General features: G+C 69.2%; 22 protein-coding genes. 10 read left to right on the forward strand and 12 right to left on the reverse strand.

The window, feature by feature from the left end:
* Nucleotides 1-118 precede the first annotated feature (118 nt).
* Nucleotides 119-790 (forward strand): HNH endonuclease family protein, encoded by a 672-nt coding sequence (locus tag AC5W7N_RS28575; RefSeq protein WP_495924227.1) that lies wholly within the window; start codon nucleotides 119-121, stop codon nucleotides 788-790.
* A gap of 170 nt (nucleotides 791-960) precedes the next feature.
* Here the strand turns inward: AC5W7N_RS28575 and AC5W7N_RS28580 are convergent, their stop codons facing one another.
* Entirely contained in the window at nucleotides 961-1776 is an 816-nt protein-coding gene (locus tag AC5W7N_RS28580; RefSeq protein ID WP_163813898.1) for a sulfurtransferase, read from the reverse strand.
* Between the two features lie 179 nt (nucleotides 1777-1955).
* Here AC5W7N_RS28580 and AC5W7N_RS28585 point away from each other — a divergent pair, with 179 nt between their 5' ends.
* Entirely contained in the window at nucleotides 1956-3230 is a 1275-nt protein-coding gene (locus tag AC5W7N_RS28585; RefSeq protein ID WP_495922721.1) for a benzoate/H(+) symporter BenE family transporter, read from the forward strand.
* Here the strand turns inward: AC5W7N_RS28585 and AC5W7N_RS28590 are convergent.
* The 3 genes from AC5W7N_RS28590 to pdhA all read right to left on the reverse strand — a co-directional run bounded on the left by AC5W7N_RS28590 (nucleotide 3217) and on the right by pdhA (nucleotide 6794).
* Entirely contained in the window at nucleotides 3217-4611 is a 1395-nt protein-coding gene (locus AC5W7N_RS28590) for a dihydrolipoamide acetyltransferase family protein (protein ID WP_495922723.1), read from the reverse strand. The genes AC5W7N_RS28585 and AC5W7N_RS28590 overlap by 14 nt on opposite strands.
* Nucleotides 4612-4713: 102 nt before the next feature.
* Nucleotides 4714-5688, reverse strand: coding sequence for an alpha-ketoacid dehydrogenase subunit beta (locus AC5W7N_RS28595; RefSeq protein ID WP_163813895.1), 975 nt, complete (start codon nucleotides 5686-5688; stop codon nucleotides 4714-4716).
* On the reverse strand, nucleotides 5685-6794 hold the full coding sequence (gene pdhA / locus AC5W7N_RS28600; protein ID WP_495924228.1) for a pyruvate dehydrogenase (acetyl-transferring) E1 component subunit alpha: 1110 nt from the start codon (nucleotides 6792-6794) through the stop codon (nucleotides 5685-5687). Before pdhA ends, AC5W7N_RS28595 begins: the two co-directional genes overlap by 4 nt.
* A gap of 519 nt (nucleotides 6795-7313) precedes the next feature.
* On the opposite strand from pdhA, the gene AC5W7N_RS28605 reads away from it, so the two are divergent.
* The 3 genes from AC5W7N_RS28605 to AC5W7N_RS28615 all read left to right on the forward strand — a co-directional run bounded on the left by AC5W7N_RS28605 (nucleotide 7314) and on the right by AC5W7N_RS28615 (nucleotide 9052).
* Nucleotides 7314-7532 (forward strand): hypothetical protein, encoded by a 219-nt coding sequence (locus AC5W7N_RS28605; RefSeq protein ID WP_163813894.1) that lies wholly within the window; start codon nucleotides 7314-7316, stop codon nucleotides 7530-7532.
* 128 nt (nucleotides 7533-7660) lie between these two features.
* The gene (locus tag AC5W7N_RS28610; RefSeq protein WP_163813892.1) at nucleotides 7661-8155 is read left to right on the forward strand and encodes an Lrp/AsnC family transcriptional regulator; all 495 of its coding nucleotides are present in this window, start codon (nucleotides 7661-7663) and stop codon (nucleotides 8153-8155) included.
* Between the two features lie 81 nt (nucleotides 8156-8236).
* On the forward strand, nucleotides 8237-9052 hold the full coding sequence (locus tag AC5W7N_RS28615; RefSeq protein WP_194990640.1) for an SDR family oxidoreductase: 816 nt from the start codon (nucleotides 8237-8239) through the stop codon (nucleotides 9050-9052).
* 24 nt (nucleotides 9053-9076) lie between these two features.
* On the opposite strand, the gene AC5W7N_RS28620 is transcribed toward AC5W7N_RS28615, so the two are convergent.
* Both AC5W7N_RS28620 and AC5W7N_RS28625 read right to left on the reverse strand, forming a co-directional pair.
* A complete protein-coding gene (locus AC5W7N_RS28620; protein WP_163813889.1) occupies nucleotides 9077-9502 on the reverse strand; it encodes an acyl-CoA thioesterase in 426 nt (141 codons plus the stop codon).
* Entirely contained in the window at nucleotides 9499-10455 is a 957-nt protein-coding gene (locus tag AC5W7N_RS28625) for an AraC family transcriptional regulator (RefSeq protein WP_163813888.1), read from the reverse strand. The genes AC5W7N_RS28620 and AC5W7N_RS28625 overlap by 4 nt, the downstream gene beginning before the upstream one ends.
* Nucleotides 10456-10557: 102 nt before the next feature.
* On the opposite strand from AC5W7N_RS28625, the gene AC5W7N_RS28630 reads away from it, so the two are divergent.
* Nucleotides 10558-11169 carry a hypothetical protein gene (locus AC5W7N_RS28630; RefSeq protein ID WP_194990639.1) on the forward strand — a complete coding sequence of 204 codons (612 nt, stop codon included), beginning with the start codon at nucleotides 10558-10560 and terminating at the stop codon, nucleotides 11167-11169.
* A 44-nt stretch (nucleotides 11170-11213) separates the two neighbouring features.
* Nucleotides 11214-12395: an MFS transporter gene (locus tag AC5W7N_RS28635; protein ID WP_495924230.1), complete on the forward strand. Its 1182-nt coding sequence runs from the start codon at nucleotides 11214-11216 to the stop codon at nucleotides 12393-12395.
* 168 nt (nucleotides 12396-12563) lie between these two features.
* On the opposite strand, the gene AC5W7N_RS28640 is transcribed toward AC5W7N_RS28635, so the two are convergent.
* The 5 genes from AC5W7N_RS28640 to AC5W7N_RS28660 form a co-directional block, all read right to left on the reverse strand.
* Nucleotides 12564-13013, reverse strand: a complete 450-nt coding sequence (locus AC5W7N_RS28640; protein ID WP_194990638.1) for a nitroreductase family deazaflavin-dependent oxidoreductase — start codon at nucleotides 13011-13013, stop codon at nucleotides 12564-12566.
* Nucleotides 13014-13228: 215 nt separating this feature from the next.
* A complete protein-coding gene (locus tag AC5W7N_RS28645) occupies nucleotides 13229-14374 on the reverse strand; it encodes a DUF5925 domain-containing protein (RefSeq protein ID WP_228806450.1) in 1146 nt (381 codons plus the stop codon).
* Nucleotides 14375-14490: 116 nt separating this feature from the next.
* Nucleotides 14491-15912: an NAD(P)(+) transhydrogenase (Re/Si-specific) subunit beta gene (locus tag AC5W7N_RS28650; protein ID WP_163813882.1), complete on the reverse strand. Its 1422-nt coding sequence runs from the start codon at nucleotides 15910-15912 to the stop codon at nucleotides 14491-14493.
* Between the two features lie 4 nt (nucleotides 15913-15916).
* Nucleotides 15917-16231, reverse strand: a complete 315-nt coding sequence (locus tag AC5W7N_RS28655) for an NAD(P) transhydrogenase subunit alpha part 2 (protein ID WP_014349354.1) — start codon at nucleotides 16229-16231, stop codon at nucleotides 15917-15919.
* Nucleotides 16231-17349: a Re/Si-specific NAD(P)(+) transhydrogenase subunit alpha gene (locus tag AC5W7N_RS28660; protein WP_175585898.1), complete on the reverse strand. Its 1119-nt coding sequence runs from the start codon at nucleotides 17347-17349 to the stop codon at nucleotides 16231-16233. Before AC5W7N_RS28660 ends, AC5W7N_RS28655 begins: the two co-directional genes overlap by 1 nt.
* A gap of 357 nt (nucleotides 17350-17706) precedes the next feature.
* Between AC5W7N_RS28660 and AC5W7N_RS28665 the strand changes: the two genes are divergently transcribed.
* The 3 genes from AC5W7N_RS28665 to AC5W7N_RS28675 are packed head-to-tail and all read left to right on the forward strand — an operon-like array spanning nucleotide 17707 to nucleotide 19686.
* Entirely contained in the window at nucleotides 17707-18210 is a 504-nt protein-coding gene (locus AC5W7N_RS28665) for an HIT family protein (RefSeq protein WP_495922727.1), read from the forward strand.
* Nucleotides 18207-19043: a maleylpyruvate isomerase family mycothiol-dependent enzyme gene (locus tag AC5W7N_RS28670; RefSeq protein WP_163813880.1), complete on the forward strand. Its 837-nt coding sequence runs from the start codon at nucleotides 18207-18209 to the stop codon at nucleotides 19041-19043. The genes AC5W7N_RS28665 and AC5W7N_RS28670 overlap by 4 nt, the downstream gene beginning before the upstream one ends.
* Before the next feature lie 4 nt (nucleotides 19044-19047).
* The gene (locus AC5W7N_RS28675; RefSeq protein WP_495922730.1) at nucleotides 19048-19686 is read left to right on the forward strand and encodes a Type 1 glutamine amidotransferase-like domain-containing protein; all 639 of its coding nucleotides are present in this window, start codon (nucleotides 19048-19050) and stop codon (nucleotides 19684-19686) included.
* A 67-nt stretch (nucleotides 19687-19753) separates the two neighbouring features.
* Here AC5W7N_RS28675 and AC5W7N_RS28680 read toward each other — a convergent pair whose 3' ends face one another.
* Nucleotides 19754-20251, reverse strand: coding sequence for a GtrA family protein (locus AC5W7N_RS28680; protein ID WP_495922732.1), 498 nt, complete (start codon nucleotides 20249-20251; stop codon nucleotides 19754-19756).
* Nucleotides 20252-20312: the final 61 nt, after the last annotated feature.

The following is a 20312-nucleotide window of genomic DNA, read 5'->3' on the forward strand; positions in this document are numbered from 1 at the left end:
CGCGTGGCGCACGATCGTCAACACAACACACGCACCGACCTGGTGTGGCCGGTCCATCGCACATCGGCGCTGGACCGGCCGCGACAACGCACCGACCCGGCAGGCCGCGGCGCCTGTCATCGGCCCGCTCCTCGCCGCGTTGTTCCTGCTCAGCGGGTGTGCACCGGCGGTGGGGCCCGCGCCGGGCAGTCCGCCACGAGCCGAGGTCGAACGGCTGCTCGCGGTGGTCCGGGTCGTCGAGGGCCGTCCGCATCCGGGTGGCTACGACCGCGGCTGCGGACCGGACGAGGCCTGCGTTTTCGGCCCCGCTTGGTCCGATGACTACGAAGGCACCGGCGGGCACGATGGTTGCGATACCCGCAACAACGTCCTGGCCCGTCAGCTCACCGAGGTGAGTTTCCGGCCCGGCACCCGTGAATGCGTGGTCCTCTCCGGCATCCTGGCCGATCCCTACACCGGCACCGAGGTGGTCTTCAGCAAATCCGACGCCGAGAATGTCCCCATCGACCACGTCTATCCACTGGCCGCCGCCTGGGATTTCGGCGCCGCCGCCTGGCCGTTGGACCGCCGCGTCCGGTTCGCCAACGACATCGACCACAACTTGCAGGCCACCACCCGCGCGGCGAATCGGGCCAAGGGCGACAGCACTCCCGGCGAATGGCTACCACCCTCGCGACCGGGGCACTGCTTCTACGCGGCCAAGTATCTGACGGTGGCCATCCACTACGACCTGCCCATCACCGTCGACGACCGGACGGCACTGCAATCCATCGCGATCAGCTGCCCGTAGTGGCTCGTCGCGTCGGGGTCTGCGGCTATCCCACCACCGAGTTCGCAGGTCTGCGCACGAAGCAGATCGCGCTCGGCTATGCCCTTGGTGGTACGGCATCGCCGGGCTGCCGGCGCGGGCCGCGCGCCGATCAATTCTCGTGGTGGCCGGCTGATCTGCGCGGATCACTATCAGGCGCCGGTGGCGACCGCCCGTTTCGGGTCGTTGGACCACTGCGACCACGAGCCCGGGTACAGGGCGGCGTCGATGCCCGCGACCGCGAGCGCCGCGATCTGGTGGGCGGCGGTGACGCCGGAGCCGCAGTAGACCGCCACCGGGCCCGCCCAGTCGGCGAAGCGTTTGCGCAGCTCCTCCGGGGTGCGGAAGTGGCCGTCGGCGGTGAGGTTGTCGGCGGTCGGAGCGCTGATCGCGCCGGGGATATGGCCGGCGCGCGGGTCGATCGGCTCCTGTTCGCCGCGAAAGCGCTCGCCCGCACGCGCGTCGAGCAGTGCCCCTGGCCAGCGCGCGGCGGCGTCGGCATCGATGACCGGCAGATGGCCGGGGCTCAATTCGACGTCGCCATCGGCGGGATCGGGTTCGGCGCCGGTGGCCTGCTCGGCGCCGGTCGCGATCCAGGCGGGCAGGCCGCCGTCGAGGATCCGCACATCGGCCAAGCCGGCCCAGCGCAGCAACCACCAGGCGCGCGCGGCCGCCATACCGCCGGTCGCGTCGTAGACGACGACGGTGTCGCCGTTGCATACGCCCCAGCTACGCGCGCATTTCTCCAGCTGACCGATATCGGGCAGCGGATGCCTGCCGCGGGCAGGCGAGGGCGGTGCGGCGAGCTCGGTCTCCAGGTCGACGAAGACCGCCCCGGGGATATGCCCCTCCAGATAGTGTTGCGGGCCGTCCGGATCGCCCAGCGCCCAGCGGACATCGAGCACCCGTACTCGATTGTCCGACAACGCGTCCCGCAGTTCGTCCGCCGAAATGAGTACCGGCCGCACCCCAGCTCCTCGTTCAGATCCGCCTCGTCGAGCCCGTCGCCTCCAGCGTACGGCCAGGTCCGTGCTTTCGTACCGTGACCCGGAAAAGCCGACCCGGCCGCGGACGCGGGCGGCAATTCAGGCCAGTTCCGCTCGACTGGCTCGGGACAAGGGGCCTGGACCAGCGCAGTATCGCCACAATGTCGCAGAAATCTCCCAGCACCGCCGCGCCGCCGAGCACCGATCCGGCCACGGACTCCCCCGGCGCACGCGACATCACCCAGCCGATCGGTGCCGGCGTGATCACCGCACTGGTCGGCTTCACCAGTTCGTTCGCCGTGGTGCTCAGCGGGCTGACGGCGGTCGGCGCCACCCCCGCGCAGGCGGCGTCGGGACTGCTCGCGCTGTGTCTCACCCAGGCCGTCGGCATGCTGGTGCTGAGCTACCGGTACCGGATGCCGATCACCTTGGCCTGGTCCACGCCGGGCGCGGCCCTGCTCGCCGGCACCGGAGTGGTGGCAGGGGGCTGGGGCGCGGCCGTCGGCGCGTTCATCGCGACCGGCGTGCTGATCGTGTGCACCGGACTCAGCCGGCGGCTCGCCGACCTGGTCGCCGCGATACCGGTGGAGATCGCCCAGGCCATGCTGGCCGGCGTGCTCTTATCGCTGTGTCTGGCACCGGTGCGGGCGGTGCAGACCAGTCCGGCGGTGGTGCTGCCGGTGATCCTGGTGTGGCTGGTCATGCGCCGCGTCGCCGCGCGCTGGGCGGTGCTCGCCGCCTTCGGCGCGGCCGCCATCGGGGTGGGCGTCGGCATCGTGGCCGGACACAAGGAGCTCGACACCGCCGCGATCGCCCCGACGGTGGAACTGGTTGTGCCGCAGTGGAGTTGGCCGGCCACGATCAGCATCGCGGTGCCGCTCTATGTCGTCACGATGGCGTCGCAGAACATTCCCGGCACCGCGGTGCTGCGTTCCTTCGACTACCGCGTGCCCTGGCGCGCCGCGATGACGGCGACCGGGCTCGGCACCATTGCCGGTGCGCCCGCCGGTGGCCACGCGATCAACCTCGCCGCCATCAGCGCGGCACTGTCCGCGGCGCCGTCCGCCCATCCGGATCCGCGACGCCGCTGGATCGCCGGCTGCACGGCGGGCGCGAGCTATCTGGTGCTCGGGCTCGGCTCGGCCGCACTGGTCACCGTGATCGCCGCGGCGCCGGCGGGGACGCTGGAAACCGTTGCGGGCCTGGCCTTGCTGCCGACCCTCGCCGCGGCGCTGGCGGCCGCGCTGACCGCGGAGCAGGACCGGGAGGCGGGCGTGGTCACCTTCCTGGTCGCCGCGTCCGGGATCGGTTTCCTCGGTATCGGCTCGGCGTTCTGGGCGGTGATCGCGGGGCTCGTCGTGCGGCAGACCTTGCGCCGCAGGCCCGCACCGCCGGCGACAACGGAAGAAGCGCCTGAGCACGCTACAAACGGCTGAGCAACGTGAGCGGATCCTCCAGCAAGCCGGCCGTGGTGGCCAGGAACTTCGCGGCTTGTTCGCCGTCGATCATGCGGTGGTCGAAACTGAGGGTCAGCGTGGTGACCCAGCGGATGGCGAGCTCACCGCGCACCACCCAGGGCCGCTCGGTGATCGCGCCGAGGCACAAGATCGCCGCTTCGCCCGGGTTGACCAGCGGCATCCCGGCGTCGACACCGAAGACGCCGACGTTGGAGATGGTGAAGGTGCCGCCGCGCAGGTCGGTGGGCGCGGCATTGCCCGCACGGGCGACGTCGACCAGCCAGCCGATCTCGCGGCACAGATCGCGCAGGCTCAGTGCGTGCGCGTCCTTGATATTGGGCACGAGCAGTCCGCGGTCGGTGGCCACCGCGATCCCCAGATTGACGTAGTGCTTGGTGACGATCTCCTGATTCGCCTCATCCCAATAGGCGTTCAGGCCGGGGAATTCCGCCAGCGCGGCCAGTACCGATTTCGCCACCAGCGCGAGCGGGGTCAGCGTCAAGCCGGCGAACGGCGCGGTGCTGCGCAGGTGATCGAGCAGTTCCATGGACGCCGTGCAATCCACCGTGATCGAGGCGCCGGCCTGCGGGATGGTGCGGGCGCTGGCGACCATGGCGGCGGCGGTGCGTTTGCGGACCCCGCTGATCGGGGTGCGTTCTTCGCGGGCGGGCGGGCGCACGACACCGGATTCGGCGCCCGCCGCAGCCGTGACCGGCGCCGCGGCGGGGGTTGCGGCGCGGACCCGTGGCGCGGACACCGGAACCGCCGAGCGGACGTCCTCGACGGTGACCGCGCCCTGCGGACCGGATCCCGCGACGTACCAGAGGTCGATGCCGAGCTCCTTGGCCAGTTTCCTGGCCGCGGGAGTCGCTGCCGCGCGTGCGGCAGCCCCTTGTTTCCCGTTCGGCGCGGTCGAGTCCGCGGCGTCCGGCTGCCGTTGCGCACCATTGGCGGGCTCGGCCGGCCGACGTCGCCGGGAAGCCGTCTCCCCCTCCGGGCCGTACCCGACGAGCACCGATGTACGTTCCGGGTCCGCCGCCCGCCCCTGCGCGGCGTCCGGTGCAACGGCGGGCGCCTCCGGCGTGGCGGGCGCGGTGGTGCGCACCCGGATCAACGGTGCACCGACCGGCACCGTCTCGCCCGGCTCGGCCAGCAGTTCCACCACCGTGCCCGCGAACGGCGACGGCAGCGCCACCACCGCCTTGGCCGTCTCCACCTCGGCGATGGTCTGATTCAGGTCCACGTCGTCGCCGACGGCCACCGACCAGGATTGCAGTTCGGCGTCGGCGAGGCCCTCGCCCAGATCGGGCAGCCGGAATTCCAGCACCTGGTTCGGGTCTTCGGCACGCGGTTCGTTCACGAAAGGCACCTCGGTCTCGATCGAGCTGGTCGTCGGTTGTCTGCGATTGTGCCGCCCCGACGAGGTCCGCGTGCTGCGGCGGGCCGTCGAGGCGCAATCACGTCAGGCGGCCAGCGAACGATCCACGGCGGCGAGAATGCGGTCGGGGTCGGGCAGGTGGTGCTTTTCGAGTTTGGCCGGAGGATAGGGGATGTCGAAGCCGCCGACCCGCAGCACCGGCGCCTCCAGGTGATAGAAGCAGCGTTCGGTGATCCTGGCGGCGATTTCCGCACCGAGCCCGGCGAAGACCGGCGCCTCGTGCACCACGACCAGCCTGCCGGTCTTGGCCACCGACTCTTCGACGGTGTCGAAGTCGATCGGCGAGAGGCTGCGCAGATCGATCACCTCGAGCGAATGGCCTTCCTCGGCGGCGATTGTCGCGGCGCCGAGCGCGGTCGCGACGGTGCCACCGTAGGCGACGACGGTGGCGTCGGCGCCCTCGCGACAGATCCGGGCCCGGTCCGGCGGCAGCTCTGCGGGGGCATCGAAATCGACGTCGGCCTTATCCCAGTAGCGGCGCTTGGGTTCGAAGAAGATCACCGGATCGTCGAGCGCGATCGCCTGGCGGATCATCGCGTAAGCGTCGGCCGGGGTGCTCGGCGTCATCACTCGCAGCCCCGCGGTGTGCGCGAAATAGGCCTCCGGCGATTCGGAATGGTGCTCCACCGAACCGATGCCGCCGCCGAATGGAATGCGAATGGTGATCGGCGCCTTCACCTTTCCCTCGGTGCGGTAGTGGATCTTGGCCACCTGGGACACGATCTGGTCGAAAGCCGGATAGACGAACCCGTCGAATTGGATCTCGCACACCGGACGGAACCCGCGCAGCGCCATGCCGAACGCGGTGCCGATGATGCCGGATTCGGCCAGCGGCGCATCGATGACGCGGTTGTTGCCGAAATCCTTCTGCAGGGTGTCGGTCACCCGGAACACCCCGCCGAGGCGGCCGATGTCCTCGCCCATGAGCAGCACCTTCGGGTCGTCCTCCAGCGCCCGGCGCAGACCGGCATTGAGTGCGGCGGCGAAGGTGGTGATCATGACGGGACTCCTTCCGTGTGCGTGGTGTGCACGTCGGCGTCGGCCAGGTACCGCGCGTAGGCGCGCCGTTGTTCGGCGATCAGCGGATGCTCGGTGGCGTAGACGTGGTCGAACAGCTGCATCGGCTCGGGATCGGGTAAGTCGATGGTCGCGCTGCGTACCACGGCCGCGATCTCGTCGGCCCTGGCGCGCACTCGCTGCTCGAACTGGGCGTACAGCAGGTTTTCCCGTTCGAGCAGCCGGCGCACCCGGTCGATCGGGTCGCGCTTTTTCCACTCCTCGGTTTCGGCGTCGGAACGGTACCGGGTCGGATCGTCGGCGGTGGTGTGCGGGCCCATCCGGTAGGTGATCGCCTCGATGAACGACGGGCCACCTCCGGCATGGGCGCGGGCCAGCGCCTGCCGGGTGACGGCGAGCACCGCCAGCACATCGTTGCCGTCGACCTGCACCGAGGGGATGCCGTAGCCGAGGGCGCGCTGGGCGATGGGCGTCGCGCTCTGCAACCGGACCGGTTCGCTGATCGCCCAGTGATTGTTCTGGCAGAAGAACACCACCGGCGCGCTCCAACTCGCGGCGAAACCCAGCGCCTCGGCGATATCACCCTGACTGGTGGCGCCATCACCGAAGTAGGCGATGCTGGCGATATCGGCGCCTTCCAGGTGCGCGGCGTAGGCGTAACCAGTGGCGTGCAAGCCCTGCGCGCCGACCACGATGGCCGGGTTGGTCATATTGATGGCGTCGGGATCCCAGCAGGAATGCGCGACGCCGCGCCACATCCGGGTCAATCGGGCCGGGTCGACGCCGCGACAGTAGGCGACCGCGGCCTCCCGGTAGCTACAGAACACGTAATCGTCGGGGCGAAGGGCGCGCGCCGAACCCACCTGCGCGGCCTCCTGGCCGAGCAACGGCGCCCACAGCCCGAGCTGGCCCTGCCGTTGCAAGGCCGTCGCCTCGGTGTCGATACGGCGGGTCACCACCAGGTCTTCGTAGAGGTCGCGCAGCCTGTCGGGCCCGATGTCGGCAACCACCGCGGCGTGTTCCCGGTCGAGGACGCGCCTGCCGTCGGGCTGGATCAGTTGTACCGGATAGCTGGGTTTGCCGAGCATCTCCTTCACCGCCTCCTGGGAAGTCGGAGCCAGGATTGTGTCCTGTATCACACAGCATCCACGATCAGACGATGTGCGCAAGTGACCGACACGAAACTGAGCAGAATGCGCGATTTCGGGGGTTACCCGCCGGTCATATTGCACGTTGTGACAGATCAACTACTCGACGTGTCGACCATCGCCCCTGCTAGAGCACAGAAAAGTCCGCCCAGCGGACGGCCGGGCGGGCTCGATGATCCGCAGACTGCTCCGCCGATTCATCAGGCTGGTTCGCGCGTGCCGCCCGACGAGACCGGCCCGCGCATGGCGATCGCAATCAGAAATGCGGCTGTAACGGCCGCGGAGGCGTCCCGATAGTCTCCGTGGGCCGCGCGGCCGGACCAAACCTGTTCGCAGACGGGCATATTCGGCCATCCTCGCGCCCAGCATCGCCGTCGAGATGCCGGCTCTGGCGATGCCGTACGGCTCGGTCCGATCCGCGACCGAGCCGATCTCATCGCACCGAACAAAGGATTCCTCATGTCGTTCCCCAAGCTGCTCGGCGCAGGCGTCGCGGCACTGGCTCTCGGCACTGTTCTCACCGCGGGTCCGGCTGCCGCCGCACCGCTGCCCGTCACTCCGATGGTCACCCCCGTGGTCGCGCCGGGTGAACCCGCACCGGGCGGGGCGTCCTCGGGCAGCGCGGTGCTGTCACTGATCGATCGCCTCATGTGCGGCTCGTCGATCACCTGCACCTAGGCATATCCCCCGAATCGGCAGGCACGGGCGGAGCACTGCGCCCGTGCCCGCCATCGGTGACCGCCCGGGTGCGCTCGTGCGCACCGAACATCCATCCGAGCCACCCGGCGCGTGTCATCATGCGATATATGACCGGTCGAGAGCTCGCCGATCCCGCCGTCGACGCTACCGACGCGCGATTGCTGCTGGAGCTGGTGGACAACCCGAGAGCGACCGGCGTGGAGCTGGCCGCTCGGCTGGGGTTGTCGCGCAATACCGTGCAGGCCCGGCTGGCGCGCTGGGAGGCCAACGGAGTGCTCGCCAGTTTCGAGCGCCGAGTGGAGGCACGCGCGCTCGGCTATCCGCTGGCGGCGTTCGTCGCGGTGGTGGTCGACCAGCACAAACTCGATCCGGTGGTGGACGAGCTCGCGGAAGTCCCCGAGGTCACCGAGGTATGCGGGATGACCGGCGCCACCGACCTCACCGTGCGCGTGGTGGCCCGCGATGCCGATGATCTCTACCGCATCACCGGCCGCATCCTGAAGATCCCGGGCGTGGAACGCACCAATATGGCTCTGGTGATGCGCGAATTGGTCGGGCCGCGGATCTCGCCGCTGTTGCAGCGGATCGCCGAATCGAGCTGACCGGACGTCGACGATCTCGGAGATACCGCCCGTTGTCCGATGGCCCGACACCGGCGGGCAAGCGAGAGCTATCGTGCGGGCATGGATATTTCGGGCAAGGTCGCCATCGTCACCGGAGCCGGCGCGGGAATCGGAGCGGCGCTGGCGCGACGGCTGGTGGCGGACGGCGCGCAGGTGGTGGTCGCGGATCTCGACGCCGAGGCGGCGCAGCAGGTCGCGGATTCGCTGGGCACGGCGGCGATCGCGGTGGGCGGTGACGTCGCCGATGACGCGGTGATCGCCACCCTCATCGCACGAGCCGAGGCCGAATTCGGTCCGGTGGACCTGTTCTTCGCCAACGCGGGCATCGGCGGCGGGCCCGGCCTCGACAGCACCGACGCGCAGTGGACGGCCGCGCTCGAGGTCAATGTGCTCGCTCATGTCCGCGCGGCACGCCAACTCGTGCCCGGCTGGCTGGAACGCGGCAGCGGATACTTCGTGACGACCGCGTCGGCGGCCGGACTGCTCACCCAGATCGGGTCGGCGCCGTACTCGGTGTCCAAGCACGCCGCCGTCGGCTTCGCCGAATGGTTGTCGGTGACCTACGGCGACAAGGGCATTCGCGTCAGCTGCCTGTGCCCGATGGGGGTGGACACCCAGCTGCTGCACGGCGGGATGATGCCGCCGGAGAACGCCGACGCCGCGGAGCTGGCGATCAAGGCGGTGACCACGGCAGGCGCGGTGCTCACCCCGGAGCAGGTCGCCGAATCGGTGATCGCCGGGATCGAGTCCGAGAGCTTCCTCATCCTCCCGCACCCGGAGGTGCTGAAGATGTACCGGTACAAGGGCAGCGATTACGACCGGTGGATCGACGGTATGCGCCGGTTCCAGGCGGCGTTGCAGAGCTCCATGGCCTGATCCGGCGGGCGCGTCGTCCGGGGCTCAGTCCGTGACGAGCTGGGCCGCGGCGGTGCGGATGACCTCGGGGATCTCCACCGGCTTGCGGGTCTCGGAGTCCACGTAGACGTGCACGAAGGTGCCGGTGGCGGCCAACTCCAGCGCACCGTCGGCCTCGCGGAAGATCGCCAGATCGTAGGTGATGCTGGAGTTGCCGAGCCGCGAGATCCGCAGGCCGACCTGGAGCTGGTCCGGGAAGCTGATCGAGCCGAGGTACTGGCACGAGGTCTGCGCCACCACACCGAGCGCGGGCAGCTCGCGGATATCGGTGCCGGTGGCGTGCATCAGCCAGGCGTTGACCGCGGTGTCGAAGTACGAGTAGTAGGTCACGTTGTTGACGTGCCCGTAGTGGTCGTTGTCGGCCCACCGGGTGGGCACCGGCCAGAGCACCGGATACTGCTGCTGCGTCACCCGGCCGACGATACCGGCGCCGGTGCCGCGCCCCTGCGGTGGTCGCGCGGGCTCACACCGAACTGGCGCTTGAACGCCGAGCTGAGCGCGAACGCGCTGCCGTAACCCACCTGCCGCGCGATGGACTCGATCGTGGCGTCGGAGTCCTGGAGCAGGTCGGCGGCCAGCGCCAGCCGCCATTCGGTGAGGAATGCCATCGGCGGCTCCCCCACCAGTTCGGTGAACCGGCGGGCCAGCGCGGCCCTGGACACGCCGACCGCCGCGGCCAGGCTCGCCACTGTCCAGCCGTGCGCCGGATTGTGCTGCAACAGCCGCAGCGCCTTGCCGACCAGCGGATCGTCGTAGGCGTGATACCAAGCGGGGGCGTCGTTTCGGGCGAACCAGGCCCGCAGCGCCGCGATCAGCAGCAGGTCGAGCAGGCGGTCCAGCACGGCGCCCTGCGCGGGCTGATCCTTGGACATCTCGTCGACGAGCAGTTCGAGCAGCCGGGTATCGCATTCGCCGCGTGGCAGCACGATGACGGGCGGCAGGGCGCGCAGCAGGCCCTGGCTCACCGCGCCGGCCGACTCATAGGTGCCGGTGACCATCATGGTCTCGCCGTTCGGGTCGGTGCCCCATTCGCGCACGCCCAGGCTCAAGGTCTCACAGAGGATGTCGCCCGCGGGGGTCATCGTCACCTGGCCGGGTCGGATGATGATCTGCGGTTCGGTGGACGGGTCGTCGGCCACGGTGTAGGGCCGCCCGCCGCTGAACACCACGACGTCGCCCGCGCTCGCGCGCCGACCGCCGGAGTCGTCATCGGTCGTGATCCACGCACTACCGCGGATCATCGCGAGCACCGTCAGCGGCGCCTCGTCCTCGATACGCAGCGACCACGGCGGTTGCAGCACCGACCGCATCAGGAAGGCACCGCGTGCGCGTGGACCTTCGAGCAAGCCGGCCAGCGCGTCCATGCCATCACTGTACGACGCGGCAGGCCTGCGGCGAATCCCAGGAAATCGGACTATCGGCCCGCCGATCGCCATTGCCGAAACCTGTCGGTGACGGATGCGAGTATGGAACGTATCGAGAAGGGGGCGCTCATGATGGGGATCGAGGTCGTGTTCACCGGCGACCAGGTGTGCTTCGGCAGCGAGCACCTTTCGGCCGCCGATCTACCCGATGGGCGTGAGGTGCCCGCCGGCGCGATCCGCGATGCCGACCCGGCGGCGTTTCCCCCCGAGATCCGCACGTGTTCGGGGCTCACGCTGTTCGTGTCGGCGAACCAACGCGATGAGCTCGCCGAGTTCTGCGCGAGGAACGCCATCCCGATCGGGCATCGCGTCGATGTGTGGGCCGATCTGCTCGAGCCGTATCTGGACACCGAGTTCTCCGAGGCGGATCAGCGCGCCACCATCGCCCGGTTGGCACGCGCCGGGATCCCCGCCGCCGAGGTCGCGAGCATCCGGGCCCGCGTCGGGCCGGTCGTGCACGCGTACAACGTCAAGGTCTGGGAATGGGTGCATCTCGGGCTCTGTGACCTGCTCGAGGCGGCGACCACTCGTTTCGTCCCGCGGCAGATACGCGCCGAACTGGGCGATCTCGCCGAGTTCCGGGCCTGGGCGATGCGCATCGCCGAGCGTCCGGTCGACGGAGCCGGTGCGGATCCGGCTCGTCCGAGCCGGTGAGCGGCGGTACCGTCGACGCGGTGGCCGCATCGACGATCGATCCGATGGTGCGGACCGCCCGCGCGGCGGTCTTCACCGTCTTCGGGCTCAACGGATTCCTGCTCGCCATGTGGGTGGTGCACATTCCGGCGATCACCGAACGCACCGGGATCGCGCACTCCACGCTCGGCATGTTCATCCTGTTGATGGCCGGCGCAGGCATCGTGGGAATGCGGCTGGCCGGCCCGCTCGCGGACCGGTTCGGCAGCCGGGCGCTGGTCGGCGTGGCCGGGGTGACGGCATCGGTCTGCGTGATCGGGCCCGGGCTGGCGATAGGGCCGGTGTCGCTGGCGATCGCGCTGGCGGCCTTCGGATTCGGCAACGGCGCCCTCGACGTCTCGATGAATACCCAAGCGGTGCATGTGGAACGGGAGTATCGGCGCCCGATCATGTCGGCCTTCCACGCGCTGTTCTCCGGCGGCGGTCTACTCGGCGCGCTGGTCGGCGCGCTCACGCTGAGGTTGGGCTGGTCACCGTGGCTGACGATGTCGCTGGCGGCGGGCGCCGGGGTCGTCATCGTGGCGGCCTGCCTGCCCCGGCTGCTGCCGCATGCCCCGCCGGAGCACGACGGCGGCGAGACCGATATCAGCGGCAGTTCCCGCAAGGTATGGGCGCTGGCCGCGCTGGCGTTCGGTCTACTGCTCACCGAGGGCGTCGCCAACGACTGGAGCACCTTGCAGATGCGCGAGCATCTCGAGACCGACGAGTCCACGGCCGCTTTGGCTTTCGGCGCGTTCTCGGTCACCATGACGCTCGGCCGTTTCACCGCCGATAGGGTCAGCGGCGCGTTCGGCCGCGTCGCGGTGGTGCGCTACGGTTCGCTGCTCGCCGCACTCGGGTTGCTGCTCATCCTGGTATCGCCGTGGGTTCCGCTCACCCTGCTCGGCTGGGCGTTGTGCGGCCTCGGCTTGGCCGGCGGTATCCCGCAGATCTTCACCGCCGCGGGCAATCTCGGTTCCGGTAATGCCGCCACGGATATGTCGCGGGTGTTCAGCATCGGCTACGTGGGCCTGCTCGCGGGCCCTGCCGTGATCGGCTGGCTCACAGCTTTGATCCCACTCACCGCCACCTTCGTGGTGCCCTTGGCGATAGTCGTGCTGTGCTGCGTGTTCGCGGGCATCGTCGCGCCCCCGGCGGAGACAACCGCGGCTCCCCCGGCCGCGTCGGCAAAGCCCTTCATGGAGTGATCCCACACGTCCCCGATGCGCGTTGCACCGCCCCAGTCGACCCACACCCGTTCGCCGACAACGTGCTCGCCGACGCCCGCTCCGGTTCGGACGCCCCGCGCGCCGGTCCACGCCGGTCGAATCGCCCCTGCAACCAGCCACCTCCCGGGCCAGCAGCGGAGTTCGCGATCAGCCCCGCATCGACAGCTCGACCATCGGGACGGTGTCGATGCCCTGCCCGGTCGCCTCCTCGATGACGCCGCTGAGTTCCTGGTACGCCTTCGGATGCCGGACGCGATAACCGGCCAGCACGGCGGCGGTTTCCTCGATGTCGAGCATGCGGGCCACCGCGGCCGCGCGATAGCGCCATCCGACGCTCACCCGGCAGTGCGGGTCGGCCAGCAGATTGCGATACCACTGCGAGGACTTGCCGAAGCCGGAGGCGATGACGACGGTGTCGGTATCGGGGCGGTCCACCGTCTCCAGCACCACGTAGCGCACCTGCCGGGACTTGCGGCCGATATGTTCCAGCAGCAGCAACCGGCCGCCGAACAGGAATCCGAGGCGCGCCCGGAACACCCAGATGGGCGCCCGCACGAACCATCGCGTCCGCAACAGCTTCGCTCCGATACTCGGCATACCGACGAGGGTAACAGCGCCACTCCCGCCGCCGCGGTGCCACGGTGCCCGACACGCCAACACACCGCCGCACGGCTGGTTTCGCTCCCGCCACACCGCGTCGATCACGGCCGAACCGTAACCGCCGCACTCCGAACAGAATTCGGCTTCCGATCGGCCATTAAAGCCGGGTCCTGCCGGACGGCTACTGCGAGCCCCATCCGAAAACCATCGACCTACAGGTACATTCCCGATTCGGCCTGCGGCGAGGCGGTCACGATCTGCTCGGCCCCGTCCCGTAGCGCGATCAGCTCCGCGAGCGTCGCGCCCCTGGCCGGAACCTCCACTCGCTCAGCGTGTTCGCCGAGCCAGGCCCGCGATTCGGCATAGCTGAGCCGTCCCACTTCGAGCTGGGCCAGGCACCGTCCCGGCCGGGTGACCGCTGGATGCAGGCGGGACAGATCCTCGTTGGTGGTGATCGCGATCAGCACATCCCGCCCCTGGCCGAGCATGCCGTCGGTCAGATTCAACAGCCGGGAAAGGCCCTGGCCCGCGGACTCTTTGGCCTCGGCACGGATCAGCTCGTCGCAGTCCTCCAGCACCAGCAGCCGCCAGCGCCCTGCCCCCTGTTCGCCGCCATCGGCGCCCATCGCCGCCGACATCAGGTAACCCGGCTGGGAGAACAAGACCTCGGGATCGAGCACACAATCGGCCTGACACCACGGTCCCCAAGCCCGCGCGAGGGCCCGCAGCGCGGTGGTCTTGCCGGTGCCGGGCGCGCCGTGCAGCAGCAACAGCCGTCCGCGAATATCGGCCGCCGCCAAGGCCATCAACCGATCCAGCGTGGCCGCGACCGGCGCCGAGTAGTTGCCGCGGATATCGGCCCAGGCCGGAGTCGAGATGTCGAGTACCCGGCGACGCGGGCCCTGGTGTTCGTCCAGATGCCAGAAACCCATCTTGACCACGTCGTCGGCGATGGTTTCGTCCACTGCCTCGTGGGTCGCCTCGGTCATGATGCGCTCGGCGAGCTCATCGTCGACCGCGACCACTTCGACGACGCCGCTGCGGTCCTCCCAGCGATCCGAACGCAAGGTCCAGCCGTCACCGTGTACCAGCACCGAGACGCTGCCGCCCTCGTTGACCATCCGCGACACCGTCGACCCGGCCGGACGCAGCAGAGCCTGCGGACGCACTCGCTCCAGATGCACCTTCCGGTAGCAGGGCAGCGCGCCGCGCGCGAACGGCGTCAAGGCGAGCACGTCGAGCACATCGCGCGCGGAATAGTAGGAATCGAGCCGGACCGACCAGTCGAGCCCGCCGGTGGCATCCGCGGACGCCTCCGGTGTTCCGACCAGCCGCAGAGCTTCACTGTGTTCGAACATCGCCACCATGCTTCGCGCCGGAACGGGGAACGTCCAGCGATTATCGGTACACCGGCAACGCGACGGCCCGCCGTCCATGCCGGACGACGGGCCGTGTTCGCGCGAAACCGCCTGGATTACAGGGCCTTCAGTTCCTCGGTGACCTCACCGACGGACTTCTTGGCGTCGCCGAACAGCATCGAGGTGTGGTCGGCGTAGAACAGCGGGTTGTCGATGCCGGCGAAGCCGGAGTTCATCGAGCGCTTGAGCACGATGACCGACTTGGCCTGGTCGACGTTGAGCACCGGCATGCCGTAGATCGGGCTGGAGGAGTCCTCGCGGGCAGCCGGGTTGGTGACGTCGTTGGCGCCGATCACCAGGGCGACATCGGTGCGGTTGAACTCACCGTTGATGTCGTCCATTTCCTTCATGGCGTCGTAGGACACCTCGGCCTCGGCCAGCAGCACGTTCATGTGGCCGGGCATACGACCAGCGACCGGATGGATGGCGTACTTGACCTCGACGCCCTTGGCCTCGAGCAGCGCGGCCATCTCCTTGACCGCGTGCTGGGCCTGCGCGACGGCCATACCGTAGCCGGGCACCACGATGACCTGGTTGGCGTAGGCCATCTGGATCGCGGCGTCGGCGGCCGAGGTGGCCTTGGCCTGCTTGGCCTCACCGCCGCCGGCACCGGCCGCGGCGCCGCCGCCACCGCCGAACCCACCGGCCACGATGGCCGGGATGGACCGGTTCATCGCCTTGGCCATGAGGTTGGTGAGGATGGTGCCGGACGCGCCGACGATCATGCCTGCCACGATCATGGCGGTGTTGTTCAGCGCCAGACCTGCCGCCGCGGCGGACAGACCGGTGAGGGCGTTCAGCAGCGAGATCACCACGGGCATATCGGCGCCGCCGATGGGCAGCACGACCATCAGGCCGAGGATGCCCGCCAGCACCAGCACCGCGATCATCCACAGCTGCGAGGCGCCACCGTCGGCGGCCTGCACACCGATGTAGACCGCTGCCGCGATCGCGCCGACCAGCAACAGCAGGTTCAGCGGCTGCTGCAGCTTGCCGAGACCGATCGGGCGGCCGGGCAGGATCTCCTGCAGCTTGCCGAACGCGATCAGCGAACCCCAGAACGAGATCGAACCGATGACGGCCGCGAACAGCGAACCGATCACGATGTGCACGGTCGGTTCCTCGCCGTGCTTGAAGTTCGAGAACCCGGTGGTGTCGAGAAACTCCGCCCACGCGATCAGCGCGACCGTGCCACCGCCGACACCGTTGAACGCCGCCACCAGCTGCGGCATCTCGGTCATCTTGGTGAACTTGGCCGGCGGAACGCCGAGCACCACACCGACCACGAGGCCGGCGATGATCAGGATCCAGTTGCCGGTGTCACGCACCGCGATCAGCGTCGCGATCACCGCGATGGCCATACCGGCCGCGGCGATCCAGTTACCGCGCACCGCCGTCTTCGGGCCGGTCAGGCCCATCAGACCGTAGATGAACAGCGCGAACGCGACGATGTAGAGAATGTTGACCAGGTTGTCCATCGGTTTACTCGCTCGCCTTCTGCGCGGCCGGCTTCTTGCCCTTGAACATGCCGAGCATGCGGTCGGTGACCACGAAACCACCGATGACGTTCAGGGTTCCGAACACCACGGCGACGAACAGGATCACCTGCATCAGCACCGACGGGTCCTCGACCTTGCCGAGCGTCACCAGCGCGCCGAGCACCACGATGCCGTGAATGGCGTTGGTGCCCGACATCAGCGGGGTATGCAGGGTGTTGGGGACCTTGGAAATGACCGCGAATCCGACGAAGCCGGACAGCACCAGGATCGCGATATTGGCAAGCAGTTCGGTGTACATCAGTTCTCCACCTCGCGGGTGACGCAGGAATCGGCGAGCACCTGATCGTCGAAATCAGGGGCGAGCTTGCCGTCGACCAGCATCAGTTCCAGCAGCGCCGCGATGTTCTTCGAGTACAGCTCGCTGGCGTGCTCGGGCATGGTCGCGGGCAGGTTCAGCGGCGAGCAGATGGTGACCCCGTGCTTGACCACGGTCTGGCCGGGTTCGGTCAGCTCGCAGTTACCACCGGTCTCACCGGCCAGGTCGACGATGACGCTGCCGGGCTTCATGCCCTCCACGGCCGCGGCGGTGACCAGGCGCGGCGCCGGGCGTCCCGGCACCAGCGCGGTGGTGATGACGACGTCGAAGCCCTTGATGGCGTCTTCGAGGGCCTGCTGCTGCTTGGCCTTCTCCTCCTCGGTGAGCTCGCGGGCGTAGCCGCCCTCACCGGCGGCGTCGATGCCGAGATCCAGCCACTGCGAGCCGACCGAGCGCACCTGATCGGCGACCTCGGGGCGCACGTCGTAACCGGTGGTGCGGCCACCGAGGCGCTTGGCCGTGGCCAGCGCCTGCAGACCGGCCACACCCACACCGAGCACCAGCACGGTCGCGGGCTTCACGGTGCCCGCGGCGGTGGTGAGCATCGGGAAGAAGCGGGTCGATTCCGAGGCCGCGAGCAGCACTGCCTTGTAGCCGGCCACGTTGGCCTGCGAGGACAGCGCGTCCATCACCTGCGCGCGCGAGATGCGCGGGATCGCCTCGACCGCGAAGGCCTGCACGCCGGCCGATTTCAGGGCGGCGATCTGGTTGTCGGCGTTGCGCGGAGCGAGGAACCCGATCAGCGTCTGCCCGGCCGTCAGCTTGGCCACCTCGGCGTCGTTCGGCGGGGCGACCTTGACCACGACCTCGGCCGACCACGGATCACCGATGGTCGCGCCCGCGTCGATGTAGGCCTCGTCGGGAATGAGCGCGCCGAGTCCGGCACCGGATTCCACGACCACCTGCACGCCCTGTTTCACCAGGGCAGGAATGATCTTGGGTACCAATGCGACACGTCGTTCGCCCGCGCCGGTTTCGCGAACGACTCCGACACGCGCTCCGCGCGGGGACTCCTCGCCCACGTTTTGCGTTGTCTCCACCTGTCAGACTTCCTTCTCGTGCTGGCTTAGCTCTACCGAACGACTCAGCGCCACCGAGCGGCGGCGAACGAAGTTACCGAAGAGTAAGTTCCACCAAATCCTGGCAACTGTACCCGGACCGCGGTGAGCTTAGCTGAGAGTCCGGTCACACGCGGACCCCCGGGTTAGGTTGCCCTTTCGGACTCAGATCGTGACTGAGCAGGGCAAACGGCACAAGACCGTACGTCCGGGTGGGTTACCCACCTCGAGGTAGGTCGTGAGGTCGGGTAGCTGCGGAGGGCTGCCGCAGTGACAGGCATCACGCCATTCAGTGGACGCAGGGTGTCCCAGGCCACTCATACGCCGTATGGTCGCCGTGTGAACGACTGCGTCTTCTGCCGCATCGTGGCAGGTGTTGCTCCGGCGACCAAGGTGTACGAGGACGACACTCTGTGCGCGTTCCTCGACATCCGCCCGATCGCTCGCGGCCACACCCTCGTGGTCCCGAAACGCCATGCCACCGAACTCGAGGACCTCGATCCCGATACCGGTGCCGAACTGTTCCGCGCCGGGCATCGACTCGCGCTGGCGATCCGGCGCGGCGGACTGGCCGCCGACGGCGCCAACCTCATTCTCAACGACGGCACCGCCGCCTTCCAGACCGTGCCACATGTGCACCTGCACGTGGTACCGCGCAGACACGGCGACAAACTCCGCTTCGCCGCCGGTTTCCTGCTGCGCCGCCCGCACGAGCCCGCCACCACCGCCGCCGCGATCCGCTCCGGCCTGGAAGCACTCGACTCCGCGGCCGGAACCATCACGGCCGCAACCGAACTCGATAACGACCAGACCAGCACGGGGGAAGGACCCGCACCACGATGACGGATACGCCGAATCAGGCCGAGCTCACCGCACTGCTGCCGGAGCAGTGGGAGGCCATCGCCACCCTCGTCGACGGGCTGGAAGAGCGCGTGTGGCGCAGCCCGAGCCCACTGCCGGGGTGGACCGTCTTCGATGTGGTGGCCCATGTGGTCGGCACGGAGTCGTTCCTGCTCGGGGAGAAGCCGCCCGCGCGCGATCGCTCGCAACCCGAGGTCGATGTGCATTCGCTGCCGCATGTACGCAACGAGACCGCGGTGTTCAACGAGATCTGGATCCAGCGGCTGCGCCCGCTCACCGGATCCGCACTGCTGCAACGGTTCCACGACGTCACCGAACGCAGGCGCAAGGCGCTGGCGGCGATGGACGAGGCGCAGTGGCAGGCGCAGACCCAGTCGCCGATCGGGCCGGTGAGCTACGGCCGGTTCATGCGGGTGCGGCTGTTCGACTGCTGGATGCACGAATTGGATATCGCCGACGCGCTCGGCGTCCGGGTGGACGAGGGCGGGCGGCGCGGCGAACTGGCGTTCCAGGAGTTCGCCCAGACCGTGCCGCGGGTGATCGCCAAGGTGGGCAAGGCCCCCGAAGGTTCGCGGATCGCTTTCGAATTGACCGGACCGCTGGCCCGCACCCTGCATATCGCGGTCGAGGGCCGGGCCCGCTATGTCGACGCCTTCGACGGCCCGCCGACCACGACCATCACCCTGGATTCCGGCCTGATGGTCCGGCTGGGCGGCGGCCGGGTCACCGCCGATTCGCGGATGGGCGAGATCGGCTTCTCCGGCGACGACGAACTGGGCAGGCGGCTGGTGCGCACCCTCGCCTTCACCATCTGAGCCGATGCGGCTGTTCCTGGCGTCCTACCGTTTCGGCGCGCACGCCGACCGGCTGGCCGCGCTCGCCGGGCCGCCGGGGCGGGTCGCGGTGATCGCCAACGCCTGCGATGCCTGGCCACGGGCCCGGGCCGCGGCGGTGACCAGCGATCTGGTGCCGTTGCGCACGCTCGGCTATCGCCCGGAGGAAGTGGATCTGCGGGAATACGCCGGCCGCGCAAAGGCTTTGGCGCAGCGGCTGGCCGAGTTCCCGATGGTGTGGGTGCGCGGCGGCAATACCTTCGTGCTGCGGGCACAGTTCGCGCGCAGCGGGGCCGATCTCGTCATCCCGGAGTTGCTCGCCGCCGACGCGCTGGTGTACGCGGGATACAGCGCGGGCGCCTGCGTGCTCGCGCCCGATCTGCACGGTCTGGAAACCGCCGACGACCCGGCCGAGGTGCTGCCCGCCTGCGGTATCGAGCCGCGCTGGGACGGACTGGGTTTGATCGACCGGCCGATCGTCCCGCATATCGATTCCGCCACCGACCCCGACGGCGACGGCAACCGCCTGGCCGCCGCCTATCGGGCCGCCGGAGTCGAGCACTGGGCGCTCACCGATGACGATGTGGTCGTCGTCGACGGGGACGCGGTGCGACTGTTCTACTGACCCGATGGCCGAGCCGCGTCGTGGCGACCCCCCCCGCCGGGCGCACATCGTCGCCGCCGACCCGCCGTCACCTCGTGTCGGGCACGGGTTCCGCGCGCCGGCGAAAAACCACCCACCGCATCGCGCTGTACATGTATACGGCTTCACAGGCACCCGCGGCCAGCCTGGACAGGTGGTACTCGAGGCCAAGCGCCGTCAGCCCGGTGCTGACACCGAGGATGAAGGCCAGATAGTTGATCAGCATGACCACCGCGTACACCACGGCCTGCCTGCCGATCGGGGCGTGCGAATGGAAGTTGAAGGTGCGGTTGAGCAGGAAGGCCAGCCCGAACGCGCACACATAGCCGACGGTCACCGATATCCACAGCGGCAGCCCGAGACCGCTGTGCAGTGTGGTGAGCAGCACCAGGTCCACGCCGAAAGTGAAGCTGTTGATCAGCGCGAAGCCGAGGAACGTCGGCGCGACGATCCGGTCCAGCCCGAACGGCAGCCGCGCGACCACGGCCTGGCACAGGCGAGTGAAACGCGCGGCCAGGGAGTCGGCGGCGACGGCCAGATCATGCACGGCGGCCAGGGTGCCAGCGGCAGGTAGCGCCGAAGTTATCAGCTGGTGGGCCGAGATGATC

It is taken from the genome of Nocardia sp. CDC519, assembly GCF_059509835.1.

Excerpts from the sequence above, each read along its gene's own strand:
- AC5W7N_RS28585 (WP_495922721.1), top strand. The coding sequence starts at position 1,956 with ATGTCGCAGAAATCTCCCAGCACCGCCGCGCCGCCGAGCACCGATCCG.
- AC5W7N_RS28595 (WP_163813895.1), bottom strand. The coding sequence starts at position 5,688 with ATGATCACCACCTTCGCCGCCGCACTCAATGCCGGTCTGCGCCGGGCG.
- pdhA (WP_495924228.1), bottom strand. The coding sequence starts at position 6,794 with ATGCTCGGCAAACCCAGCTATCCGGTACAACTGATCCAGCCCGACGGC.
- AC5W7N_RS28605 (WP_163813894.1), top strand. The coding sequence starts at position 7,314 with ATGTCGTTCCCCAAGCTGCTCGGCGCAGGCGTCGCGGCACTGGCTCTC.
- AC5W7N_RS28610 (WP_163813892.1), top strand. The coding sequence starts at position 7,661 with ATGACCGGTCGAGAGCTCGCCGATCCCGCCGTCGACGCTACCGACGCG.
- AC5W7N_RS28615 (WP_194990640.1), top strand. The coding sequence starts at position 8,237 with ATGGATATTTCGGGCAAGGTCGCCATCGTCACCGGAGCCGGCGCGGGA.
- AC5W7N_RS28625 (WP_163813888.1), bottom strand. The coding sequence starts at position 10,455 with ATGGACGCGCTGGCCGGCTTGCTCGAAGGTCCACGCGCACGCGGTGCC.
- AC5W7N_RS28630 (WP_194990639.1), top strand. The coding sequence starts at position 10,558 with ATGGAACGTATCGAGAAGGGGGCGCTCATGATGGGGATCGAGGTCGTG.
- AC5W7N_RS28635 (WP_495924230.1), top strand. The coding sequence starts at position 11,214 with ATGGTGCGGACCGCCCGCGCGGCGGTCTTCACCGTCTTCGGGCTCAAC.
- AC5W7N_RS28640 (WP_194990638.1), bottom strand. The coding sequence starts at position 13,013 with ATGCCGAGTATCGGAGCGAAGCTGTTGCGGACGCGATGGTTCGTGCGG.
- AC5W7N_RS28645 (WP_228806450.1), bottom strand. The coding sequence starts at position 14,374 with ATGTTCGAACACAGTGAAGCTCTGCGGCTGGTCGGAACACCGGAGGCG.
- AC5W7N_RS28650 (WP_163813882.1), bottom strand. The coding sequence starts at position 15,912 with ATGGACAACCTGGTCAACATTCTCTACATCGTCGCGTTCGCGCTGTTC.
- AC5W7N_RS28655 (WP_014349354.1), bottom strand. The coding sequence starts at position 16,231 with ATGTACACCGAACTGCTTGCCAATATCGCGATCCTGGTGCTGTCCGGC.
- AC5W7N_RS28670 (WP_163813880.1), top strand. The coding sequence starts at position 18,207 with ATGACGGATACGCCGAATCAGGCCGAGCTCACCGCACTGCTGCCGGAG.
- AC5W7N_RS28675 (WP_495922730.1), top strand. The coding sequence starts at position 19,048 with ATGCGGCTGTTCCTGGCGTCCTACCGTTTCGGCGCGCACGCCGACCGG.